This window comes from Marinobacter sp. NSM, from assembly GCF_052380025.1.
GTDB lineage: Bacteria > Pseudomonadota > Gammaproteobacteria > Pseudomonadales > Oleiphilaceae > Marinobacter.
Genome location: NZ_JBQTCK010000001.1, coordinates 335,806 through 355,096, shown reverse-complemented (window position 1 = coordinate 355,096; position 19,291 = coordinate 335,806). Strand labels below are relative to the sequence as shown.

The 19,291-nt window shown below is 57.7% G+C and carries 17 protein-coding genes; 4 read left to right on the top strand and 13 right to left on the bottom strand.

What is annotated here, in order from left to right; all coding sequences use genetic code 11:
- Nucleotides 1-40 precede the first annotated feature (40 nt).
- The 8 genes from ACTZWX_RS01720 to ACTZWX_RS01685 form a co-directional block, all read right to left on the bottom strand.
- On the bottom strand, nucleotides 41-1,453 hold the full coding sequence (locus ACTZWX_RS01720) for a TIGR03013 family XrtA/PEP-CTERM system glycosyltransferase (RefSeq protein WP_444712472.1): 1,413 nt from the start codon (nucleotides 1,451-1,453) through the stop codon (nucleotides 41-43).
- Between the two features lie 172 nt (nucleotides 1,454-1,625).
- A complete protein-coding gene (locus ACTZWX_RS01715; protein WP_444712471.1) occupies nucleotides 1,626-2,480 on the bottom strand; it encodes a PEP-CTERM sorting domain-containing protein in 855 nt (284 codons plus the stop codon).
- 290 nt (nucleotides 2,481-2,770) lie between these two features.
- Entirely contained in the window at nucleotides 2,771-3,949 is a 1,179-nt protein-coding gene (prpF, locus tag ACTZWX_RS01710) for a 2-methylaconitate cis-trans isomerase PrpF (RefSeq protein ID WP_444712470.1), read from the bottom strand.
- Complete coding sequence (gene acnD / locus ACTZWX_RS01705) at nucleotides 3,946-6,570, bottom strand: Fe/S-dependent 2-methylisocitrate dehydratase AcnD (protein WP_444712469.1); 2,625 nt, start codon at nucleotides 6,568-6,570, stop codon at nucleotides 3,946-3,948. The genes prpF and acnD overlap by 4 nt, the downstream gene beginning before the upstream one ends.
- Before the next feature lie 5 nt (nucleotides 6,571-6,575).
- On the bottom strand, nucleotides 6,576-7,709 hold the full coding sequence (gene prpC, locus ACTZWX_RS01700) for a bifunctional 2-methylcitrate synthase/citrate synthase (protein WP_444712468.1): 1,134 nt from the start codon (nucleotides 7,707-7,709) through the stop codon (nucleotides 6,576-6,578).
- Nucleotides 7,710-8,085: 376 nt separating this feature from the next.
- Nucleotides 8,086-8,970, bottom strand: a complete 885-nt coding sequence (gene prpB, locus ACTZWX_RS01695; protein ID WP_444712467.1) for a methylisocitrate lyase — start codon at nucleotides 8,968-8,970, stop codon at nucleotides 8,086-8,088.
- Nucleotides 8,971-8,988: 18 nt separating this feature from the next.
- Nucleotides 8,989-9,669 carry a GntR family transcriptional regulator gene (locus ACTZWX_RS01690; RefSeq protein ID WP_342632357.1) on the bottom strand — a complete coding sequence of 227 codons (681 nt, stop codon included), beginning with the start codon at nucleotides 9,667-9,669 and terminating at the stop codon, nucleotides 8,989-8,991.
- Between the two features lie 109 nt (nucleotides 9,670-9,778).
- The gene (locus ACTZWX_RS01685; RefSeq protein ID WP_444712466.1) at nucleotides 9,779-10,987 is read right to left on the bottom strand and encodes a ShlB/FhaC/HecB family hemolysin secretion/activation protein; all 1,209 of its coding nucleotides are present in this window, start codon (nucleotides 10,985-10,987) and stop codon (nucleotides 9,779-9,781) included.
- 317 nt (nucleotides 10,988-11,304) lie between these two features.
- Between ACTZWX_RS01685 and galU the strand changes: the two genes are divergently transcribed.
- A complete protein-coding gene (gene galU, locus ACTZWX_RS01680; protein ID WP_444712465.1) occupies nucleotides 11,305-12,141 on the top strand; it encodes a UTP--glucose-1-phosphate uridylyltransferase GalU in 837 nt (278 codons plus the stop codon).
- A gap of 18 nt (nucleotides 12,142-12,159) precedes the next feature.
- On the opposite strand, the gene ACTZWX_RS01675 is transcribed toward galU, so the two are convergent.
- Nucleotides 12,160-12,576 carry a helix-turn-helix domain-containing protein gene (locus tag ACTZWX_RS01675; protein WP_106695617.1) on the bottom strand — a complete coding sequence of 139 codons (417 nt, stop codon included), beginning with the start codon at nucleotides 12,574-12,576 and terminating at the stop codon, nucleotides 12,160-12,162.
- Nucleotides 12,577-12,695: 119 nt separating this feature from the next.
- On the opposite strand from ACTZWX_RS01675, the gene ACTZWX_RS01670 reads away from it, so the two are divergent.
- Nucleotides 12,696-13,562: a RibD family protein gene (locus ACTZWX_RS01670; protein WP_444712464.1), complete on the top strand. Its 867-nt coding sequence runs from the start codon at nucleotides 12,696-12,698 to the stop codon at nucleotides 13,560-13,562.
- Here the strand turns inward: ACTZWX_RS01670 and ACTZWX_RS01665 are convergent, their stop codons facing one another.
- From ACTZWX_RS01665 to ACTZWX_RS01650, 4 genes are read right to left on the bottom strand one after another with little or no spacing between them, the layout of a single operon-like run.
- Nucleotides 13,563-14,525, bottom strand: a complete 963-nt coding sequence (locus ACTZWX_RS01665) for a lysylphosphatidylglycerol synthase transmembrane domain-containing protein (RefSeq protein WP_444712463.1) — start codon at nucleotides 14,523-14,525, stop codon at nucleotides 13,563-13,565.
- Nucleotides 14,522-16,453: a glycosyltransferase family 4 protein gene (locus tag ACTZWX_RS01660; RefSeq protein ID WP_444712462.1), complete on the bottom strand. Its 1,932-nt coding sequence runs from the start codon at nucleotides 16,451-16,453 to the stop codon at nucleotides 14,522-14,524. Before ACTZWX_RS01660 ends, ACTZWX_RS01665 begins: the two co-directional genes overlap by 4 nt.
- Entirely contained in the window at nucleotides 16,440-16,838 is a 399-nt protein-coding gene (locus ACTZWX_RS01655) for a 6-pyruvoyl trahydropterin synthase family protein (protein ID WP_152438004.1), read from the bottom strand. The genes ACTZWX_RS01660 and ACTZWX_RS01655 overlap by 14 nt, the downstream gene beginning before the upstream one ends.
- Nucleotides 16,839-16,847: 9 nt before the next feature.
- The gene (locus tag ACTZWX_RS01650; RefSeq protein WP_444712461.1) at nucleotides 16,848-17,831 is read right to left on the bottom strand and encodes a zinc-dependent alcohol dehydrogenase; all 984 of its coding nucleotides are present in this window, start codon (nucleotides 17,829-17,831) and stop codon (nucleotides 16,848-16,850) included.
- Between the two features lie 111 nt (nucleotides 17,832-17,942).
- Here ACTZWX_RS01650 and ACTZWX_RS01645 point away from each other — a divergent pair, with 111 nt between their 5' ends.
- Nucleotides 17,943-18,677 carry a CDP-alcohol phosphatidyltransferase family protein gene (locus ACTZWX_RS01645; RefSeq protein ID WP_444712460.1) on the top strand — a complete coding sequence of 245 codons (735 nt, stop codon included), beginning with the start codon at nucleotides 17,943-17,945 and terminating at the stop codon, nucleotides 18,675-18,677.
- Nucleotides 18,667-19,257: a YceI family protein gene (locus tag ACTZWX_RS01640; RefSeq protein ID WP_444712459.1), complete on the top strand. Its 591-nt coding sequence runs from the start codon at nucleotides 18,667-18,669 to the stop codon at nucleotides 19,255-19,257. Before ACTZWX_RS01645 ends, ACTZWX_RS01640 begins: the two co-directional genes overlap by 11 nt.
- The last annotated feature ends 34 nt before the right edge of the window (nucleotides 19,258-19,291 follow it).

The following is a 19,291-nucleotide window of genomic DNA, read 5'->3' as shown; positions in this document are numbered from 1 at the left end:
GTGCTGCATTCCATGTTTCGGGAACAGCATACTCCCGAAACTACCTTGATCCTTTTTTGAACAATACCACTTCTACTGTCTGAATTATAACCAACAGATCGAGAAGCAAACTCTGATTCTTGATGTAATAAAGGTCGTAACGAAGCTTTTCCCGGGTGTCTTCTTCGTTGTCTGCGTAGGCAAAGCATAGCTGCGCCCAGCCGGTCAGGCCTGGTTTTACCCGGTGGCGTTCAGAGTAAAAGGGGATCTTCTCTGATAACTGCGCCACGAATACCGGGCGTTCCGGCCTTGGACCTACAAACGCCATGGTGCCGTTAAGAACGTTAAAGATCTGTGGCAACTCATCAATTCTGACTTTCCGGATAAACTCGCCAACCCGAGTTACCCGGGTATCGTTCTTTTTTGCCCAGACGGCTCCGTTTTTTTCGGCATCGGTGATCATTGAGCGGAACTTATGAACTTTGAAGACTTTGTTATTCAGCCCTACCCGCTCCTGGCTATAGATCACCGGCGCTTTGAAGCCGTCTTCCAGTTTGATGGCAAGTGCGGTGAGGATCATGATGGGAAACGTCGCCAGCAGCAGTGTGCCTGCCGCGAGAATATCGAGCGTTCGCTTGCCCGCACCGTAAACGGACGACACTGAGAAACCATCCGAAAAGACCAGCCAACCGTGACTGATCATTTCCAGGGCCACTTTCCGCGATTCCCGCTCATAGAAATTGGCACCGTCAATAATACTGACACCTTCCATTTTGCATTCCAGAAGGTCTTCCATCGGCAAACCGCGCCGGCGGTCATCTACAGCTACCACGATCTCCCGAACGGGATGGCGCAATACGTAGTCGTGTAATGATGTAGGCAGGTTGATCAGGTGCTGATCACCCACTTCGATGGGTTCGTCCGGGAGTGGGACAAAGCCATCAAGCGTGAACCCCTTGCGGTTGAATGGGGTGGTGAGATCTTCCAGCAGTTGCCTGGCCCGGTGCCCTGCGCCAAGAACCAATACCCGGCGCTTGAAAGCCTCTTTGCCAACCAGGGCAAAAAACAGCACGCGCACTATGCCCAGCGAGAAAATGGCCAGAACTGTGGCGGAGGTGAGCAGGCCGAAACTGCCTAGATACCAAAGCCAGTCATCCGCGATGAAGTAAGCGAAACCGTGAACCGGGATAGCCAGAATCATCGCCATGATGGTTCTTAGCATCATGCCGGACATACCCTCTTCCACCCGGGACTGATGCACACCCAAGGCAATCATAACCAGCAGGTTAAACAGGGCAAACGTAATGATGGAGGGCAGGACAAAATACAGATGTTCAAGGAAGAAACCGACTTCACCAAAAAAGCGGAAGAACACCGCCAAACCAAAGGCAAAGCCCATCACGACCAGATCTATCAGGCCGAGGATAACAAAAGGTAAGTGAATATAGTGTTTGAACAACCTGACGTGGGCCACGTCGACTCCTTGAGCGGTTCACACTGCACTGTACTGCCAGCATCCTTTGCTACACACCGTAACAAACCGTAACAGAATTGTACTTCAATCTCCTGAAACTTCAATGAGTCCTTTAAAAACAAAGATCGGAATCTCACAGATGAGATCCCGATCATGCGCTTGACCCAAGGGTTTACTTGTTACGGCGACGAACGCCCAGCAAGCCAGCCAGGCCCAGACCCAGCAGGCCCAACGTCCCCGGCTCAGGAACACTCGCCACAGGCTCGTCAGGAATGTCGACGTTGTCGAGGGTTTCGCCCATCACGTAGGAATAGGTCAGCTTGATCAGGTCGCCCTGGAACAGACTGCCAATGTTGAAGGCCAAACCAATCACGTTATCGCCGTTGCCATCGTTCTGGCCACCCAGGTAGACATCCGGATTTTCACTCCAGGAGGAGGTAATACCGGTGTTGTGCTCAACGCTAGAGTTGGTGAAGAGCCCAAGCGTCAGTCCCGTCTGAGCGCCCTGGGAATTCACGAAATCTTCCTCGGCAATGCCTGCGCCGCCTCGGGTGTTGATGGTGTCGTAACTGCCGTAGGTGTTTACATCGGGGTCCGGATCAATAGCTCGCAGGAACTTGAGGTTAGTCAGGTCCGTCAGGGCTTCAATGGACGTCAGTACATCAATCCGCTCGTAGTTATCATTGAAGACGTATTCATGGCTGATATTGAACACCCCGCCATAGGTGCCGCTCCACAGCACGTGGTTGTCGAAGGCTGAGCCAGCGCTGAGGTCTGACAGGTTGGTGGTGGCGATGCTGGTGGGCCAACCTGCATTGTTATTGGCCACAGTACCGAACTGATCCGCCTTAACCCCGAACATCTCCCACGGGCTGCCCGGAGTCAGGTAGTCTTCCGCTCCCCAGTTCTGGGTGCCGCTGGGATCATGCAACAGGCCTGGTGACACACTGCCGCCATAGCCCAGGGTGCCGTTGTCACTGATGGCGGTCCGTACATAATCACCTTCCATGGTGATAGGTGCAGCCATAGACGCTGCTGAGAAAGCAAGTGTCAGGGCCGCGCAACCAGCCAGCAGTGCCGGCTTTTTGAATGATTCAGGAACACGATTCACTGTCTAATCTCCCTTTAGATAAAAAATCCGCGTTGTTGGTCGGCGCTTATAACTGCCGGCCAAGCGGTCCGTGCAGCAATAAACTGTCCAGTTTCACGTCAGGCTTTAAATATCAGGGAGATAGCTGAACTTAAGAAGGGAAAAACCGGAGGTGTATCCGGAATGTGTAAAATCCTTCAACACCTCACAGATCTGACTGTAACGAATCAGAAACAGTCGCCGGGCACCCTCACCCAGCCTTCCATGATTATCCGCGCGCTGCGGCTCATGATGGCTTTGGTGGCGGTCCACTGGCCGTTTACTTCCTTGGCTTCAGCACCCACGCCCAGGGTTCCGGAAGGGTGACCAAAGGTGACTTCGGTGCGGTCTCCGCCGCCGGCCGCCAGGTTTACCAGGGTTCCCGGAATGGCGGACGCGGTGGCGATGGCCACGGCTGCGGTGCCCATCATGGCGTGGTGCAGTTTGCCCATAGACAAAGCCCGTACCAGAACATCAATGTCTGCAGCGTTGATCTGCTTGCCACTGGACGAGACGTAATCCACTGGCTTGGCTACAAACGCCACTTTTGGCGTGTGTTGGCGGTTGGCGGCTTCGGCGACGTCCTTGATCAGCCCCATTTTTACCGCGCCATGGGCACGAATGGTCTCAAACATCGCCAGTGCTTTGGGGTCGCTGTTGATGTCGTTCTGCAGTTCGGTGCCTTTGTAGCCGATGTCTTCCGCGTTCACGAAGATGGTCGGTATACCGGCGTTGATCATGGTGGCTTTCAGGGTGCCGACGCCCGGTACGTCCAGGTCATCCACCAGGTTGCCGGTGGGGAACATGGCACCTTCGCCATCGGCCGGGTCCATGAACTCGATTTTCACTTCCGCGGCCGGGAAGGTCACACCATCCAGTTCGAAATCGCCGGTTTCCTGCACTTCACCGTTGGTGATGGGTACATGGGCCACGATGGTTTTCTGGATGTTGGCCTGCCAGATACGCACGGTACAGACACCGTTGTCTGGAATGCGGTCTTTGGCGACAAAACCGCCGTTGATGGCGAAGGCGCCAACCGCAGCTGTCAGGTTGCCGCAGTTGCCGCTCCAGTCCACGAAGGGTTTGTCGATGGACACCTGACCGAACAGGTAGTCCACATCGTGGTCCGGCTGGGTGGGCGCAGCCAGGATCACCGTCTTACTGGTGCTGGAAGTGGCGTTGCCCAGGCCGTCGATCTGCTTTTCATAGGGATCGGGACTGCCGATGACCCGCAGCAGCAACTTGTCCCGTGCCTCGCCGGGCACCTTGCAGGGTTCCGGCAAGTCTTGCAGGCGGAAGAACACGCCCTTGCTGGTGCCGCCACGCATGTAGGTGGCGGGGACTTTTATTTGTTGGGGGAAGCTCATGCCGCCCCCTCAGAAGCCAGGAAGTCCTGCGCGAAGCGCTGCAGTACGCCGCCAGCGGTATACACAGTCACCTCTTCCGCAGTATCCAAACGGCAGATCACCGGAACACGGTCCACTTCGCCGGTCTTGCGGTGAACCACGAGCTCCAGTTTGGCACCCGGTGCAGCCTTGCCTTCCACATCGTAGGTTTCGGTGCCATCCAGCTGCAGGGTATGGCGGGTGGTGCCTTCCTGGAACTGCAGGGGCATTACGCCCATGCCAATCAGGTTGGTGCGGTGAATGCGTTCGAAGCCTTCGGCCACAATCGCTTCTACGCCCGCCAGAGCAACGCCCTTCGCCGCCCAGTCGCGGGAAGAACCCTGGCCATAGTCGGCGCCGGCCACGATGATCAGCGGCTGCTTGCGCTCCATGTAGGTTTCGATGGCTTCCCACATGCGCATGGTCTTGCCTTCCGGCTCAACACGGGCCAGGGAGCCCTGCACTACTTCGCCGTTCTCGTCCCGAACCATTTCGTTGAACAGTTTCGGGTTGGCCAGTGTCGCACGCTGGGCGGTCAGGTGATCGCCCCGGTGGGTGGCGTAGGAGTTAAAGTCTTCCTCCGGCAGCCCCATTTTGTGCAGGTATTCACCGGCTGCCGAGTCCATCATGATGGCGTTGGACGGCGACAGGTGGTCGGTGGTGATGTTATCCGGCAGGATAGCCAGCGGGCGCATGCCCTTGAGTTCCCGCTCAGCGGCCATGGTGCCTTCCCAGTAAGGCGGGCGGCGGATGTAGGTGGACTGAGGGCGCCATTCGTACAACGGGCTCTTGGCCTGCTCGGCAGCATCCAGGTTGAACATCGGGATGTACACCTGCTTGAACTGCTCCGGCTTAACAAATTCGCCCACAATGCGGTCGATTTCTTCATCAGACGGCCACAGGTCTTTCAGGGTGACCGGCTTGCCATCCTTGCTGTAACCGAGGGCGTCACGCTCGATATCAAAACGCACGGTACCGGCAATGGCGTAGGCCACAACCAGGGGCGGAGACGCCAGGAACGCCTGTTTGGCGTATGGGTGAATCCGGCCGTCAAAGTTACGGTTACCAGACAGCACGGCAGTGGAGTACAGGTCCCGATCGATGATTTCCTGCTGAATTTTCGGGTCCAGCGCGCCAGACATGCCGTTACAGGTAGTGCAGGCATAGGCCACGATACCGAAGCCCAGCTTTTCCAGTTCCGGCAGCAGACCGGCTTCTTCCAGGTACAGGCGGGCAACCTTGGAGCCCGGCGCGAAGGAAGATTTCACCCACGGCTTACGCACCAGCCCCAGCTCGTTGGCTTTCTTGGCCAGAAGGCCGGCCGCCACAACGTTGCGCGGGTTGGAGGTGTTGGTGCAGGAGGTAATGGCTGCGATGATCACTGCGCCATCGGGCATCAGGCCCTTCTTCTCTTCTTCAAGCGCTTTGTCCAGATTCACGGCAATACCGCGGTCGTGCAGATCAGAAGTGGCTACACGACGATGCGGGTTGGAAGGGCCAGCCACGTTACGCACCACGGTAGACAGATCAAACTCCAGCACACGCTCGTACTGGGCTTCAGTCATTTCGCTGGCCCACAGGCCGGTTTCCCTGGCGTATTTCTCCACCAGATCCACCTGCTCCGGCTCACGGCCGGTGAGCTTGAGGTAATCGGTGGTCTGCTCATCGATGTAAAACATCGCGGCGGTGGCGCCGTATTCCGGAGTCATGTTGGAAATGGTGGCACGGTCACCGATGGTGAGGCTGGACGCACCTTCCCCGAAGAATTCCAGATAGGCGCCAACCACGCGCTCCTTACGCAGGAATTCGGTAATGGCCAGCACGATATCGGTGGCAGTGATACCCGGCTGGCGCTTGCCAGTCAGCTTTACACCCACGATGTCCGGCAGGCGCATCATGGACGGACGACCCAGCATCACGGTTTCCGCTTCCAGGCCACCCACGCCCACGGCGATAACGCCCAGGGCATCAATGTGTGGGGTGTGGCTGTCGGTGCCCACGCAGGTGTCCGGGAAGGCAATCGGATGACCGTCTTCGTCCGGGCGGTTCTGAATCACCGGAGACATTTTCTCCAGGTTGATCTGGTGCATGATGCCGTTACCGGCTGGAATCACGTCTACGTTCTTGAACGCGGTGCGGGTCCAGTTGATGAAGTGGAAACGGTCCTCATTGCGGCGATCTTCGATGGCGCGGTTCTTTTCAAACGCGTCCGGATCAAAGCCCGGCGCTTCAACGGCCAGGGAGTGATCCACAATCAGCTGGGTTTGTACCACCGGGTTTACCTTGGAGGGATCACCGCCCTTCTCGGCGATGGCGTCACGCAGGCCAGCCAGGTCTACCAGGGCGGTCTGGCCCAGGATGTCGTGGCACACAACCCGCGCCGGGTACCAGGGGAAGTCCAGGTCGCGGCGGCGTTCAATCAGCTGCTTCAGGGAATCGGTGAGGGATTCCTTGTCGCAGCGGCGAACCAGCTGCTCAGCCAGGATCTTGGAGGTGTACGGCAGCTTGGCGTAGGAACCGGGCTGGATAGCCTCCACCGCCTGGCGGGTGTCGTAATATTCCAGGTCGGTGCCTGGAAGGGGTTTTCTGAATTCGGTGTTCATAATAATCAGCTCCGCTCTTCAATCGGCAACCAATCCTGATGCTCAGGACCAGTGTAGTCCGCGCTCGGGCGGATGATGCGGTTGTTGGCGCGTTGTTCTTTCACGTGGGCGGTCCAGCCGGATACCCGCGACATCACAAAGATGGGCGTGAACAGTTCGGTGGGGATGCCCATGAAGTGATAAGCAGATGCATGGAAGAAATCGGCGTTGCAGAACAGTTTCTTCTCGCGCCACATGACTTCTTCACAACGCACAGAAACCGGGTACAGCACGGTGTCGCCCACTTCCTTGGCCAGCTTCTCCGACCACTGCTTGATGATGGCGTTGCGCGGATCAGACTCTTTGTAGATGGCGTGTCCAAAGCCCATGATTTTCTCTTTGCGTTCCAGCATGCCCATCAGGCCGGCTTCGGCTTCTTCCGGCGTCTGGAAGCGCTGAATCAATTCCATGGCCGCCTCATTGGCACCGCCATGCAGCGGGCCGCGCAGGGAGCCGATGGCGCCGGTTACGCAACTGTGGATATCAGACAGCGTGGAGGCGCAGACGCGGGCGGTGAAGGTAGAGGCATTGAACTCGTGCTCCGCATACAGGATCAGGGAGACGTTCATCACCCGCTCGTGCAGCTCGCTGGGCTTCTTGCCGTGCAGCAGTTCCAGGAACAGGCCGCCGATGGAATCGCATTCACTGTTGGCGGTGTCGATGCGGACACCTTCGTGGGCGAAGCGGTACCAGTAGGTGATGATGGCCGGGAAAGTGGCCAGCATGCGGTCGATCTTGTCGTCCTGTTCGCTGAAATCGTTTTCGGTTTCCAGGTTACCCAGCATGGAGCAGCCGGTGCGCATTACGTCCATGGGGTGAGCGTTTTTGGGAATCTGCTCGAGCACCAGTTTCAGGGCGTCTGGCAGGTTGCGCAGGCTCTTGAGCTTGGCTTTGTAGGCATCCAACTCGGCCTGGTTAGGCAGTTTGCCGCGCAGCAGCAGGTGGGCCACTTCTTCAAATTGGGCATTGGCGGCGAGATCGGTTACGTCGTAACCGCGGTAGGTCAGCCCGGTGCCGGTTTTACCGACGGTACACAGGGCGGTTTCGCCAGCTACCTGGCCTCGCAGGCCTGCGCCACTCAGTTTCTTTGCTTCAGCCATGTTGGTCTCCCGTTGTTTCTGATTTTTCTGTTAAGGGTCTGTCCCCAGGGTCTGACCCCGCATGGGGTCTGACCCACTTTTGCCCGTTGATGCAGGGGCTATAGCCCATTGCGCTGGGGCTTTGATTCTGGTCGGGGCTGGCTCAGCCCCGCTTACTTTTGAGTCCGCTGTTCCAAGATGGGTCAGTCCCCGTTCGGGGACAGACCCTTTACTGCGGAGTCCGCTGTTCCAAGATGGGTCAGTCCCCGTTCGGGGACAGACCCTTTACTGCGGAGTCCGCTGTTCCAAGATGGGTCAGTCCCCGTTCGGGGACAGACCCCTTACTGCGGAGTCTGCTGTTCCAAGGTGGGTCAGTCCCCATTCGGGGACAGACCCTTTACTTCTTCTGAGCAAACAGCTGGTCCAGCTTCTGTTCGAAGTCGTGGTAGTTGAGGAAATCGTACAGTTCCATTCGGGTTTGCATCAGGTCTACTACGTCTTTCTGGTCGCCTTTTTCCAGGATGTTCTGGTACACGGCCAGGGCGGCTTTGTTCATGGCGCGGAAGGCGCTCAGGGGGTACAGAACCATCGCGGCGCCGGCTTCGGCCAGTTCGGAGCGGTTGTACAGCGGGGTGGCGCCGAATTCGGTGATGTTGGCCAGGATCGGGGCGTCGATGGCTTTGGCGAAAGCTTTGTAGTCGCTCAGTTCGTGAACGGCTTCGGCGAAGATGCCGTCGGCACCAGCTTCGATGCAGGCTTTGGCACGGTCGATGGCGGCTTCCAGGCCTTCTTTCTGGAAGGCGTCGGTGCGGGCCATGATGAAGAAGTCTTTGTCCTGGCGGGCATCGGCAGCAGCCTTGATGCGGTCGACCATCTCTTCTTTGGACACAATCTCTTTGTTCGGACGGTGACCACAGCGCTTCTGGGCCACCTGGTCTTCAATATGCACAGCCGCAGCACCGGCACGTTCCATTTCGCGAATGGTGCGGCCGATGTTGAACGCGCCACCCCAGCCGGTGTCGATATCAACCAGCAGCGGCACTTCTGTGGCGGCAGTGATGCGGCGCACGTCTTCCACAACGTCGTTCATGGTGGTCATGCCCAGATCCGGCAAGCCATAGGAGGCGTTGGCGACGCCACCACCCGACAAATAGATGGCCTGGTGCCCTACCCGCTCCGCCATCATGGCGGTGTAGGCGTTGATGGTACCAACGATCTGCAGTGGTTGGTTTTCTTTCAGGGCCTTGCGGAAACGAGCGCCCGGGGAGAGTTGGTTAGCCATGGGACATTACCTCTTGGATCAGATTGTTAACACGCCTTGCTGAATCTTTTGTTCGATATTCTGGCGTGCGGCATTGATGTGTCTTTTCATAAGGAATTCGGCGAGTTCGCCATCGCGCTGGGCAATGGCTTCGACGATACGGCGGTGTTCACCCAGCGCCATGTGCGGGCGCCCGGCGGAGGTGCTCAACCGGTAACGGTACATGCGCACCATGTAATACAGATCGCCCAACAGCATCTGGGCCAGCTTGGTGTTGCGGCTGCCGGTGGCAATCCGGTGGTGGAAATCGTAGTCACCCTCAGCCTGGTAATAGGCCTGGCCCTGGGCTTCTTCAATCATTTTCTCGTGACTATCCAGTGTAGCTTTCAGGTCGCGGATTTCCTCATCGGTCATCCGTTCGGCAGCCTGGCGGGCAGCCAACCCTTCCATAACTTCACGAATCCGGTACAGCTCCAGCAGCTCTTCAGCACTGACAGATACCACTTTCACACCAGCATGGGGCCGGCGCACCAGCAAACCACGGGACTCAAGGCGACCAAGCGCCTCTCTCAGGGGACCACGGGTAAGATTAAAACGGGAGCAGAGTTCGACTTCGCCAATCTTTTCACCGGGCGCAAGGTCGCCCATCACGATGGCGGTTTGCAGACAATCAAAGGCTTCGTCTGCACGAGTATGTACCTGGGTCGGAGCTTGAACCATGTTTTGTTAACAATCCAATGGGTGATGCTGGTGAAATTACGCCCAACAAGTCGGATTGTCAACAAAACGAGGCAAGCCAAACGTCTTATTGTTTACAGCAAGGCGCGAATCAGATCTGCAAGCTCATGGAAAGCCGTACATCCGGGTGGTCCGGAACGACAATGGCTTCGGTGGTTGTTCCAAGTACCCGGCCAACGCTGACATCTGCACTGAACTTGCGGGCAGAAAGGCCGAGGGACAATTCCCCGGAGGTGACGTGGCCCGACTGGTCCTGCTGGAACGAGGCGTCGGGAACCCAGCCCCGCAGCACCGACAGCCTGACACTGGACAGCATTTGGGGGAAAAACGGTACGTTAAAGGTGGGGCTGCGGCTACCGAGGCGCAGCCAGCCACCCTCCGCAACACTCAGGGATTGGCCGCTATAGCCCATCGAAAGCGCTGCGCCAGCAACCTGCAGGCGGTGAGATCCGGGAATGTCCGCAGAAGCAATTTGATATTGCCCTTCAAGATCCCATTGCCAGTCCAGCATTTCCCGGTCCAGAGACGCCGTAAACAACATTCGCCCGAACTGATCGTCCTGGGAATCCTGATAACCAACCGCCGTGCGTTCCGCCTCTGTCTCAATGCCAGTGACAGCCCTGAATCCACTAGAGAGACTGAAGCCGCCCACCAGGTCATGACGCCCCAGGGCTTCAAAGCCCAGGGTAGATACCTCGTAGTGATTTCTGTGGTTCTCATCGCTCTGCCGGGTCCAGGAACGGGTTACAGAGTTATACCCTGCACGCCCCCGGATACTGTAACCGCTGACGGAGAACAGCGGCCGGCTTCCGGTTACGGCCACGTCGCGAATTCGGCCGGCCTCCTGATAGCGGGCCCCCTCAATCCTCGACACCTCGTCATAGGCGGTATTGGTCAGCTCCATTCGCAGCTGGTTGCGCCCTACCCGCAAACCATAGCCAAACCCAAGGACCTTGCGCTCGTTACTGACTCGATAAGTCTTGGAGTCCGCGTATCGAAGATCAGCCCGATGACTTTCACCGAACATATTCTTCAACCCAAGGTTCAGCGTGCCGTCAAGGCGATCTAAATCGTCGTTGGTACGTCCTGAGAACTCGAATTTCGACCGTAGCCAATGCTCGCGGGTGGCTTTCAAACGGTCCTGAGCAAACAGGGCTTCCTGGGTGCTGAGAGCATTCTGCTCGGAGAGTGAAAGCTCGCTGGCAACCCCCTGCACCGAAAATACAGCCAGTGCGCACGAAAACAGTGCAATGAAGCCCGTTTGAGGGCCGTGCCGTTTTGCGACCAGCGGATGTGCCATTCAGTACCCGTAGAAGTGTCAAGATCGTGTAAATGTGCTGAAGCATTGCCACTTTAAAATATGGAGAGCCAGTCAACCACCCTTCTCATCATAATTTTACAATTTTAATGTTACATTAAATCAGTACGTTATTGAGCCAACTGAAACTATTTTCGAGATATTTCAATCGCTCAGCGGAAGCAGGAAACAGGTCACAAAATTACCAACAATCAACATTCAGAAATGAAATCCTCCAACTCGCGAAACAACTTGGTTACACTTGGCACACTTTGTGGGACGGCTCCCAGCATGCAAGATTCAAACTAAGGATGAACACCATGATCAAAAAGTGCCTTTTCCCGGTAGCCGGCTACGGCACCCGCTTTCTCCCGGCCACCAAGGCCATGCCGAAAGAGATCCTGCCAATCGTTAACAAGCCGCTGGTTCAGTACGGCGTAGAGGAAGCTGCCGAAGCCGGAATCCACGAGTTCGGTTTCGTAACCGGCCGCGGCAAGCGTGCCATCGAGGATCACTTCGACATCAGCTACGAGTTGGAGCAACAGATTGCCGGAACCGGAAAAGAAGGCCTGCTAACCTCCATTCGCGACCTGATCACCAACAACACCTTTGCTTTCACCCGTCAGAACGAGATGAAAGGCTTGGGGCATGCCATTCTGACTGGCCGCAACCTGGTGGGTGACAACCCGTTCGCGGTGGTGCTGGCTGATGACTTCTGTGTGGGGCCGGAAGGCGAGGACGGTGTTCTGGCGCAGATGGTGAAACTGTACAACCAGTTCCGCTGCTCCATCGTGGCCATCGAAGAAGTGCCGCAGGATGAAACCCACAAATACGGTGTGATTGCCGGCGAGTCCATGAAAGACGGCCTGTACCGAATTACCGACATGGTGGAAAAACCGGCTCCGGAGGACGCACCCAGCAACCTCGCCATCATTGGCCGGTACATCCTGACACCGGATATCTTTGATATTATCGAACGCACCCCTCCGGGCAAGAACGGCGAAGTCCAGATTACTGATGCACTGCTGGAGCAGGCGAAGAACGGTTGCGTGCTGGCGTACCAGTTCAAGGGCCAGCGTTTTGACTGCGGCAGCATCGACGGCTTTGTCGAAGCCACCAACTACGTTTACGAGAATATCTACAAAAAGGGCAAATAAGCCCGCCTGCCGGGGCGGTTAACGCCCCAGAAGCTGAAGGACCATGCGCCGGTTTTCCGCGGTTGCCTTGCGGAACCGGCGCAGCAGTTCAACCTCTTCCTCTGATAGCTGCAATCGGTTCAGCTCCCGTTCCAGCTCTTTCAACGCTACAGACAAATCATCGCTGTTGCTGAACGCCAGCCCCGGCAGCTCCAGCTGACCGCTGTCACCGCCATCATCCATATCCAGCAGTTGATCCAACGGTGTTTCGGTTTTCAGGCACACATCCAGCAGTTCGCTGACGCCCGGATAGCTCCGCTGCTTGGGATCTGTCGCCTCCCAGCTGCCTACCCGGGCCTCGTCCACACCGCACATATTGGCCACATCCGCCAAAGACAGCTGCCCGGTCTGCCGGAGTTGCCGCAAGCGGCGATGAAAGGACTGCAGGTACCGCATAGCTCAGTGTTCCTGAAAAATTGGCTGTAAAAGTGAATCAATCCGGAAATGTATCGTACATATAGCTTTGCACACAATCTGCCTATACTGAAACCACAAAACCAACAAACGGGAAAGCCATGGCCACCCTGGATACAGACACTGCCTGGAAGCTCATACTGAATGCCAGCAATCGCAGCAATGTCACCCTTCCACTGCCGGGAACCAGCCAACCAGCGTTGCGGATTAACGGCAAAAGCTGGGAGTTGGTGCATCAGGCAACCGAAGATGCCAGGAATCTGATATCGCTGTTCCTGCCCCTGTGCCAGCCCATCAAGCGCCCGGCGGGTAACCATGTGATTGGCCAGCTTGGTCAGAGCCTGGATGGCCGCATTGCCACAGTGACCGGGTGCTCCCGGTTTATCAACGGCGACGATGGCATTACCCACCTGCACCGCATTCGCGCCCTGTGCGATGCGGTGGTGGTCGGTGCCGGCACCGCTGCCACTGACAACCCAAGGCTGACGGTTCGCCGTGCCAACGGGCCCAACCCGGTACGGGTGGTGATCGATCGCCATAACCGAGTACCCCAAAGCCACCACCTGTTTACCGATAACGCAGCACCCACACTGCACCTGATTGCGGGCGAATATGACCCAACCCGAAAACCCGCCAGTATTGGCCAGGTAACGACCATTCCCTGCCTCGGTGCCGAAGACGATCCCACGCCCGTGCCACCCGAGCGTATTCTCCAAGTGTTACAGGACCGCGGGCTGCGTAAGATTTTTATTGAAGGCGGCGGAGTCACCGTTTCGTCCTTCCTGAAAGCCGGCCTGTTGGATAGATTGCACGTGATGGTGGCTCCGATGATCATCGGCAGTGGCCGGCCGGCTTTCTCGCTGCCGGAAATCGACCAACTGGATGAGGCCCTGCGCCCGAATGCCCAGCTGGTCAACCTTGGCAGTGACATGCTGTTCGACCTGGCCTTCGAGAGGCGCTGGAATTGATCAGGCGCGTTTGAGAAGCACCAGCGCCCCCGGCCAGCTGGCCAGGAATATCAATGCACCATAGCCAATACTGATCGCCACACCCTGCTCTGCCGGTAACCCAACCGCCGGCCAGAGCAGTGCTGCTGCGCCTTCACGGACACCCCAGCCAGACACTGTTATTGGGACCACCATCGCAAGAAGCAGCAGCAGACAAAGGGCTGCGGTCAGAAACAGGCTGCTGGCATCGGCCGCTAACCCCATTCCAAACGCCAACAACACAAATACCGTCAAATACGTGCCCAGAACGGCAAGGGAAGTAAACAACTGCACCGAACCATTGCGCCAGCCTGCAAATGCCCTCTTGAGATCAGCACCCAGGCGCCCAAGGTACCGCCGCAGTGAGGCAAGCCGACCACTGACCCACAGCAGCCAGATTCCAATGCCCACCAGCAGAGGAGGCAACAGCCAGTATGCCGGGTTCAGGGATATCCTGATGGGCAGCGGTTGACTGCTAAAAGCACCCACACTCCAAAGCACAACGACGGCGAGCAAGACCACCGGAAACAACACCAATTGCCCGGACAGCCGTTCAAGGACAACCGCATGAACCGCCGAAAGCTGCCCCGAACGCTCAACGGCGCTCTGCCCGTGGGCCCGGCTGTGTCGCCAAGCCCGGTTCACATCCCCCATAACACCACCCGGCAGCACCTGATTCAGAAAGGTGGCCAGGTAATATTCCCGAACGGCAAAGTTCATCGGCACAGAAACACCCAGCCTGCCGGCGGTGTAACGCCAACGCCAGGCGGACAACACCACCTGCAGGACAGAAACCGCCAGGGCCAGGGCGATCAGTGAGGGCGGTATGGATCGGAGCCTGGCTATCAATCCGGACAGGTCCACAAACCGTAACACCAGCACCAGGATAATAAGGGTCGCAGCCCACCGAAGCAGCAGCTTTGGCCATGGCCGCTGGCGCATCATGCCGGCAAACCTGGGTCGGGTAACCCGAGTAGGTCCAGGTGATCAACCACCACCCGCAGTTCGTGACGGGCCAACTGATCCTGCCTGTCTGCCAGCCAGGTTCTGATCTCAGCCTCTGCAGCCGGGTTCTGCTGGCAGGCGGCATCCGCCCAACCAGTCATTAGCATGGTGATCAACTCAGCACTCGCGCCGCCCTGGCCCGGGCTGAGATGCCATTGGCTCTGCTCCACCGTGACGGTATAGCCTGCCTCACGCAGCAGTTTCTCCAAAACCCCGGTTGCCTCGGGACCCAATGCCGCCCCGCTGCCTTTATCGCCATGCTGGTGCTGATTCACCAGCTCCTGTACCAAGGCGTCGGAGGCATGGGAAGGCGCCAGTTCAAAGTGCCCGCTGTAGCTAATCACCACCAGAACACCCGCTCGCCTTCGCACCACGGCACTGGAAAAGGCACAAAGCCAGTGTTCTGAGACCAGATCAATCAAGGCCGAAGCCGTGACCAGGGTGGCATCGTCTGGCAATAGCTCATCCAGGTTGTGCGGGGTCAGCTCCCGCATCATGGGAGCCGCCGGGGCGTCCAGTGCCCCAACCCGATGGCAGGCCAACCCCAGCAGACGCTGATCCGGTTCAATCAATGTCCACCGCTGGGGCACCGGCAAACGGGGAATCAGATAACCGGGGTTAGAACCCCGCCCACTGCCTATATCCACGAGATGCAACGGATCACCGGCCGGTTTTCCGGCGGCTTTTGTGTTGTATTCAACGGTTAGCCAGTTTGCCAGCGTATCCGTCAAGGCCCGGCTTCTGGCGGTATGATCCGCTTGCTCCCGGGCTTCCAGCCACTGGCCAGAGAATCTTGCAGGATCACCCTCTTCGCTGAAGCCCAGACTGCCGAGGAATTCCCTTGTGGTATCTGACCACTGGCGAATATCTGACCGATGGGCCCGCGCACGTCGCGCCAGCTCCGAGAAATCTGCGGTATTCGTCAGTAGAGAGCGAAGCTCTGACGCGAGGACCTTCACATTGCCAGCCGGAAAATTCCGGGCTCCGGGTTTGCTGGCGGTCAACGCCAGCGCGCCGCCGTCGGAAGACAGCACCGGCAAGCCCGCGGCCAGGGCTTCATCGATGACCATGCCATAGCCTTCGTAGAGTGACGGAAACACGAACAGATCCGCTCGGTGGTAGGCCTCCTCCAGCGCGGGCTCCGATAGCTCTCCCAGAAGCTGAACACGATCAGCCAGTCCGTGCCGGGCGATGGCACTGCGAACGGCCCGCGCATAGTCCGGATCACGATCCTCCGCCCCCACCAGAGTGCATTGCCACGGCAGTTCCTGCAGGGTGGCGAGGGCATCGACCAATTGGTGCTGCGCCTTCCGGGCGGATAGATGCCCCACGCACAAGAGCCTCATGGGCTTGTCCAAATGGTTGCGCTCAATCTGGAAGAACAGGGCGTCCACGGCCGGCTGCGCCGTCGTAATCTTCCAGGACGGCACCCCATAATCCTGTTGCACGCGGCGGGCAGTGTACTCACTGGTCGTAACCACCCTGCCGACCTGGGCCAGGGATTGCCTTTCAGCTTCCCGAAACCAGGCCTGTTGCTCGTGGGATAGCCCGGTCTCATCCGCCAGCGGATGGTGTACCAGCGCCACAAGCCGCAAGCGTGTGCCGTGGCGCTCCAGCACGTCTGGCATGGCCCCCATGGCAAGCCCGTCAAGCACCACTAACGTGTTGTCCGGCAAAGACGTCAGGAACTCTTGCATGGCATTGGTAGCAGTTTGATCCGGTCTCGGAAAGCACCCAGCGAGCCCCTGAACCCGCGCGTTCACCCCGGCCTGGCGCGATGCCGCCACCAGGCGCTGCACATATCGGTACCCACCGGTGTTCTGGTCAGGATCACCGGGAACCACAAACCATAGATCAGATGCCGGCATGGTAACTGGCCCAGGCCAGGTGCGACTCGCCCAAAGTCACTTTAAGGCCGGCAACCTGTCGGCCCTCTTCACCCAGGCGGCCAGCATGAATGGCGGCAGCCATTCGATTGAACACAACTTGCGCCATGAATTCCGTGGTGGTGTTCCGGCCTTCGAATTCCTGCAAGTCGTCCAGGTTCTTCATGTTGAATTCCGAAAGGACCTCTTTCAGCAGGTCAGACGCCTGGCCAATATCCACAATCAAATCGTTATCGTCCAGCACATGTCGCTCGAAGGTCACGTCTACCACGTAGGTGGCGCCGTGAAGCCCTTGGGCCGGACCAAAGATTTCTCCTTTAAAGCTGTGAGCAATCATCATGTGATCGCGAACGGTCAAACTGAACATAGTGTTTCCTCAGGAATAGGTAATTCGATGGCAGAGCGCATCCCCTGCTGGTGACAATATGGTGCTGGCAACCGCAGGAAGTTCGTCAAACCGGGACTCGCCGCTGATCAGGTTGTCCAGTTCCGGCGCTCTGAGCAACTGCAGTGCAAGCTCAAGCCGCCGTGCATAGCACCACCGGGGCTGCCTGCGCGGCGGAATCTGCCCTACCTGGCTGGATTTAAGTTCAAGGCGGTTAGGATGAAAGGCATGGCCAAGGGGAACCGTGACCGGTTCGTTGCCATACCAGCTAAGCTCCACAATGCGAGCTTCCGGCCCGGCCATGGACAGGGCTGATGACAACCCCTCGCTCCGGCCGGATGCATGAATCACCAGATCGCAATCACGGGACGAAGCCTCGGTTGTGAACGGAAGCCCCAAAGCCTTGGCAATGTCAGCCCTGGACTCATTGGTATCGACAGCCAGTAGCTGGGATCCGGGGATCTGTTTGACCATCCAGGCCACCAGAAGCCCGACCACCCCCAGGCCAACCACGGCAACCCGGTCGCCTACAGCGGGCTCGGCATCCCAGAGCCCGTTAATGGCGGTTTCCATATTGGCAGCAAGAATGGCGCGTCTCGGCGGCAGATCGTCCGGCAGTGCTGTGACGGCACTGGCCGGCACGCGGTAGTGCCTCTGGTGGGGGTACAGACAAAAGACCCGCTTACCCATGAGGTGCTCTGGCCCGTCCTGCACTTCGCCAACATTGGCATAGCCATATTTGACCGGAAACGGAAACTGGCCCTCCTGAAAGGGTGCGCGCATCCGAAGGTATTCGTCCTGTGGAACCCGATTGTTAAATATCAGTGATTCCGTGCCCCGGCTGATTCCGGAATACAGCGTGCGCACGGTAACGATCTCTGTCCCGACACTCTCAGGCAATCCCAGAGTCGCCGGCCGAAGCTCCCCCTGGCCCGGGCCAGTCACCCAGAACGCCTGATTCCCTGATGACGTCATAAACAGTCCATTCTCTTGTTATCTCCGTAAGCAAAAGCATCTACCCCAAACTATAGTCATAGAACGGGGCCTAACAAACGCACCAGTCAGGCTATACGGAAACGCTCGGATATGGATTCGATTCGCCCGGCAACATTTCAGATTCCTGCCACTGTGAGGGAGCTTGGTTGGGCTGCCCTATTGCTGTTTTTCGTGTTGCTGTCCGTGCACGAGTGGTTCAGCCCTCCCGGCTGGTTCGGTCTGCTGGCGATTCTGATCTTTGCCATCCAGGGCGCCTTGATACTTACGCGTTGGCCAGCCCGACAAAACTTTGGCTGGGCCAACCGCACTACCCTGCTTCGATCCATCCTGGTCGTTTCCCTGGTGGCCTGGGCGCCGTTTCTGTCCGCTGCCGATTCCTCCGCGTTGTGGATTTACGCAGTGGCCTGCCTCATTGCGCTGACCCTTGATGGCGTGGATGGCAAGGTGGCCCGGGCCACTAACAGCAACAGTGAATTCGGCGCCCGGTTCGACATGGAGCTGGATGCACTGTTTATTCTCGGCTTATGCGTGGCCACGATGGCTATCGGCAAAGCCGGGCCATGGGTATTGATGCTTGCCATGATGCGTTATGGCTTTTTGGCCGCCGGCCATTTCCTGACGTGGCTCAACCGACCGCTGCCGGACAGTTTCCGGCGCAAAACAGTATGCGTATGGCAGATTGTTACGCTGATGGTCGCCATACTTCCCCCTACCCCCACCGTGTTTGCTGGCACCACACTGGCCATGGCACTGGCCCTTCTGGGTTGGTCGTTTGCGCTGGATGTCCGCTGGCTCTATCAAAGGAGACACTATCATGAAAACTAAATTCGCCACCGCAACCCTGGCAGCCACCCTGCTCTCCACCGCGCCGCTGCTGCAGGCAGAACCAACCAGGTTCCAGGTAGACGATGAGCACTTCTCCATGGTCTTTGAAGTGATGCACATCGGCTACGCCCCGGTCATGGGTATGTTCCGCGAGGTAAAAGGCGAATTCGTCTATGACGAAGAGGCCGGTGACCTGTCATCTGGAGAATTGGTCTTCAAGGCGAAGAGCGTATTCAGCAATCACGGTAAACGAGATGATCACTTGCGCAACAAGGATTTCCTCGACACCAGAAGGCACAAGGACATCACCTTTACCGTGACCGGCTTTGAACGCACGGGCGATAACACAGGCATCGTCACCGGCGATCTCACGCTTCTGGGCAAGACCAACCCGGTGGATGTGGATGTCACCCTTAACAAGGCTGACGTATACCCCTTCGGGCATGAAGAATACACACTCGGCCTCAGTGCATCGACCGTGATTAAGCGCAGCGATTGGGGTATGACTTACGGAATCGACGAAGGCATGGTCGGCGACGAGGTAGTACTGCGTTTTGCCTTTGAGGCGATCAAGGACTAATACCATTGTGACATCCATCACACTTTAGAGTGAA

Bases quoted from the DNA above. Each gene is read 5' to 3' on its own strand.
- ACTZWX_RS01715 (WP_444712471.1), bottom strand. From the start codon at position 2,480: ATGGCTGCACCTATCACCATGGAAGGTGATTATGTACGGACCGCCATC.
- prpF (WP_444712470.1), bottom strand. From the start codon at position 3,949: ATGAGCTTCCCCCAACAAATAAAAGTCCCCGCCACCTACATGCGTGGC.
- acnD (WP_444712469.1), bottom strand. From the start codon at position 6,570: ATGAACACCGAATTCAGAAAACCCCTTCCAGGCACCGACCTGGAATAT.
- prpC (WP_444712468.1), bottom strand. From the start codon at position 7,709: ATGGCTGAAGCAAAGAAACTGAGTGGCGCAGGCCTGCGAGGCCAGGTA.
- prpB (WP_444712467.1), bottom strand. From the start codon at position 8,970: ATGGCTAACCAACTCTCCCCGGGCGCTCGTTTCCGCAAGGCCCTGAAA.
- ACTZWX_RS01690 (WP_342632357.1), bottom strand. From the start codon at position 9,669: ATGGTTCAAGCTCCGACCCAGGTACATACTCGTGCAGACGAAGCCTTT.
- ACTZWX_RS01685 (WP_444712466.1), bottom strand. From the start codon at position 10,987: ATGGCACATCCGCTGGTCGCAAAACGGCACGGCCCTCAAACGGGCTTC.
- galU (WP_444712465.1), top strand. From the start codon at position 11,305: ATGATCAAAAAGTGCCTTTTCCCGGTAGCCGGCTACGGCACCCGCTTT.
- ACTZWX_RS01675 (WP_106695617.1), bottom strand. From the start codon at position 12,576: ATGCGGTACCTGCAGTCCTTTCATCGCCGCTTGCGGCAACTCCGGCAG.
- ACTZWX_RS01670 (WP_444712464.1), top strand. From the start codon at position 12,696: ATGGCCACCCTGGATACAGACACTGCCTGGAAGCTCATACTGAATGCC.
- ACTZWX_RS01665 (WP_444712463.1), bottom strand. From the start codon at position 14,525: ATGATGCGCCAGCGGCCATGGCCAAAGCTGCTGCTTCGGTGGGCTGCG.
- ACTZWX_RS01660 (WP_444712462.1), bottom strand. From the start codon at position 16,453: ATGCCGGCATCTGATCTATGGTTTGTGGTTCCCGGTGATCCTGACCAG.
- ACTZWX_RS01655 (WP_152438004.1), bottom strand. From the start codon at position 16,838: ATGTTCAGTTTGACCGTTCGCGATCACATGATGATTGCTCACAGCTTT.
- ACTZWX_RS01650 (WP_444712461.1), bottom strand. From the start codon at position 17,831: ATGACGTCATCAGGGAATCAGGCGTTCTGGGTGACTGGCCCGGGCCAG.
- ACTZWX_RS01645 (WP_444712460.1), top strand. From the start codon at position 17,943: ATGGATTCGATTCGCCCGGCAACATTTCAGATTCCTGCCACTGTGAGG.
- ACTZWX_RS01640 (WP_444712459.1), top strand. From the start codon at position 18,667: ATGAAAACTAAATTCGCCACCGCAACCCTGGCAGCCACCCTGCTCTCC.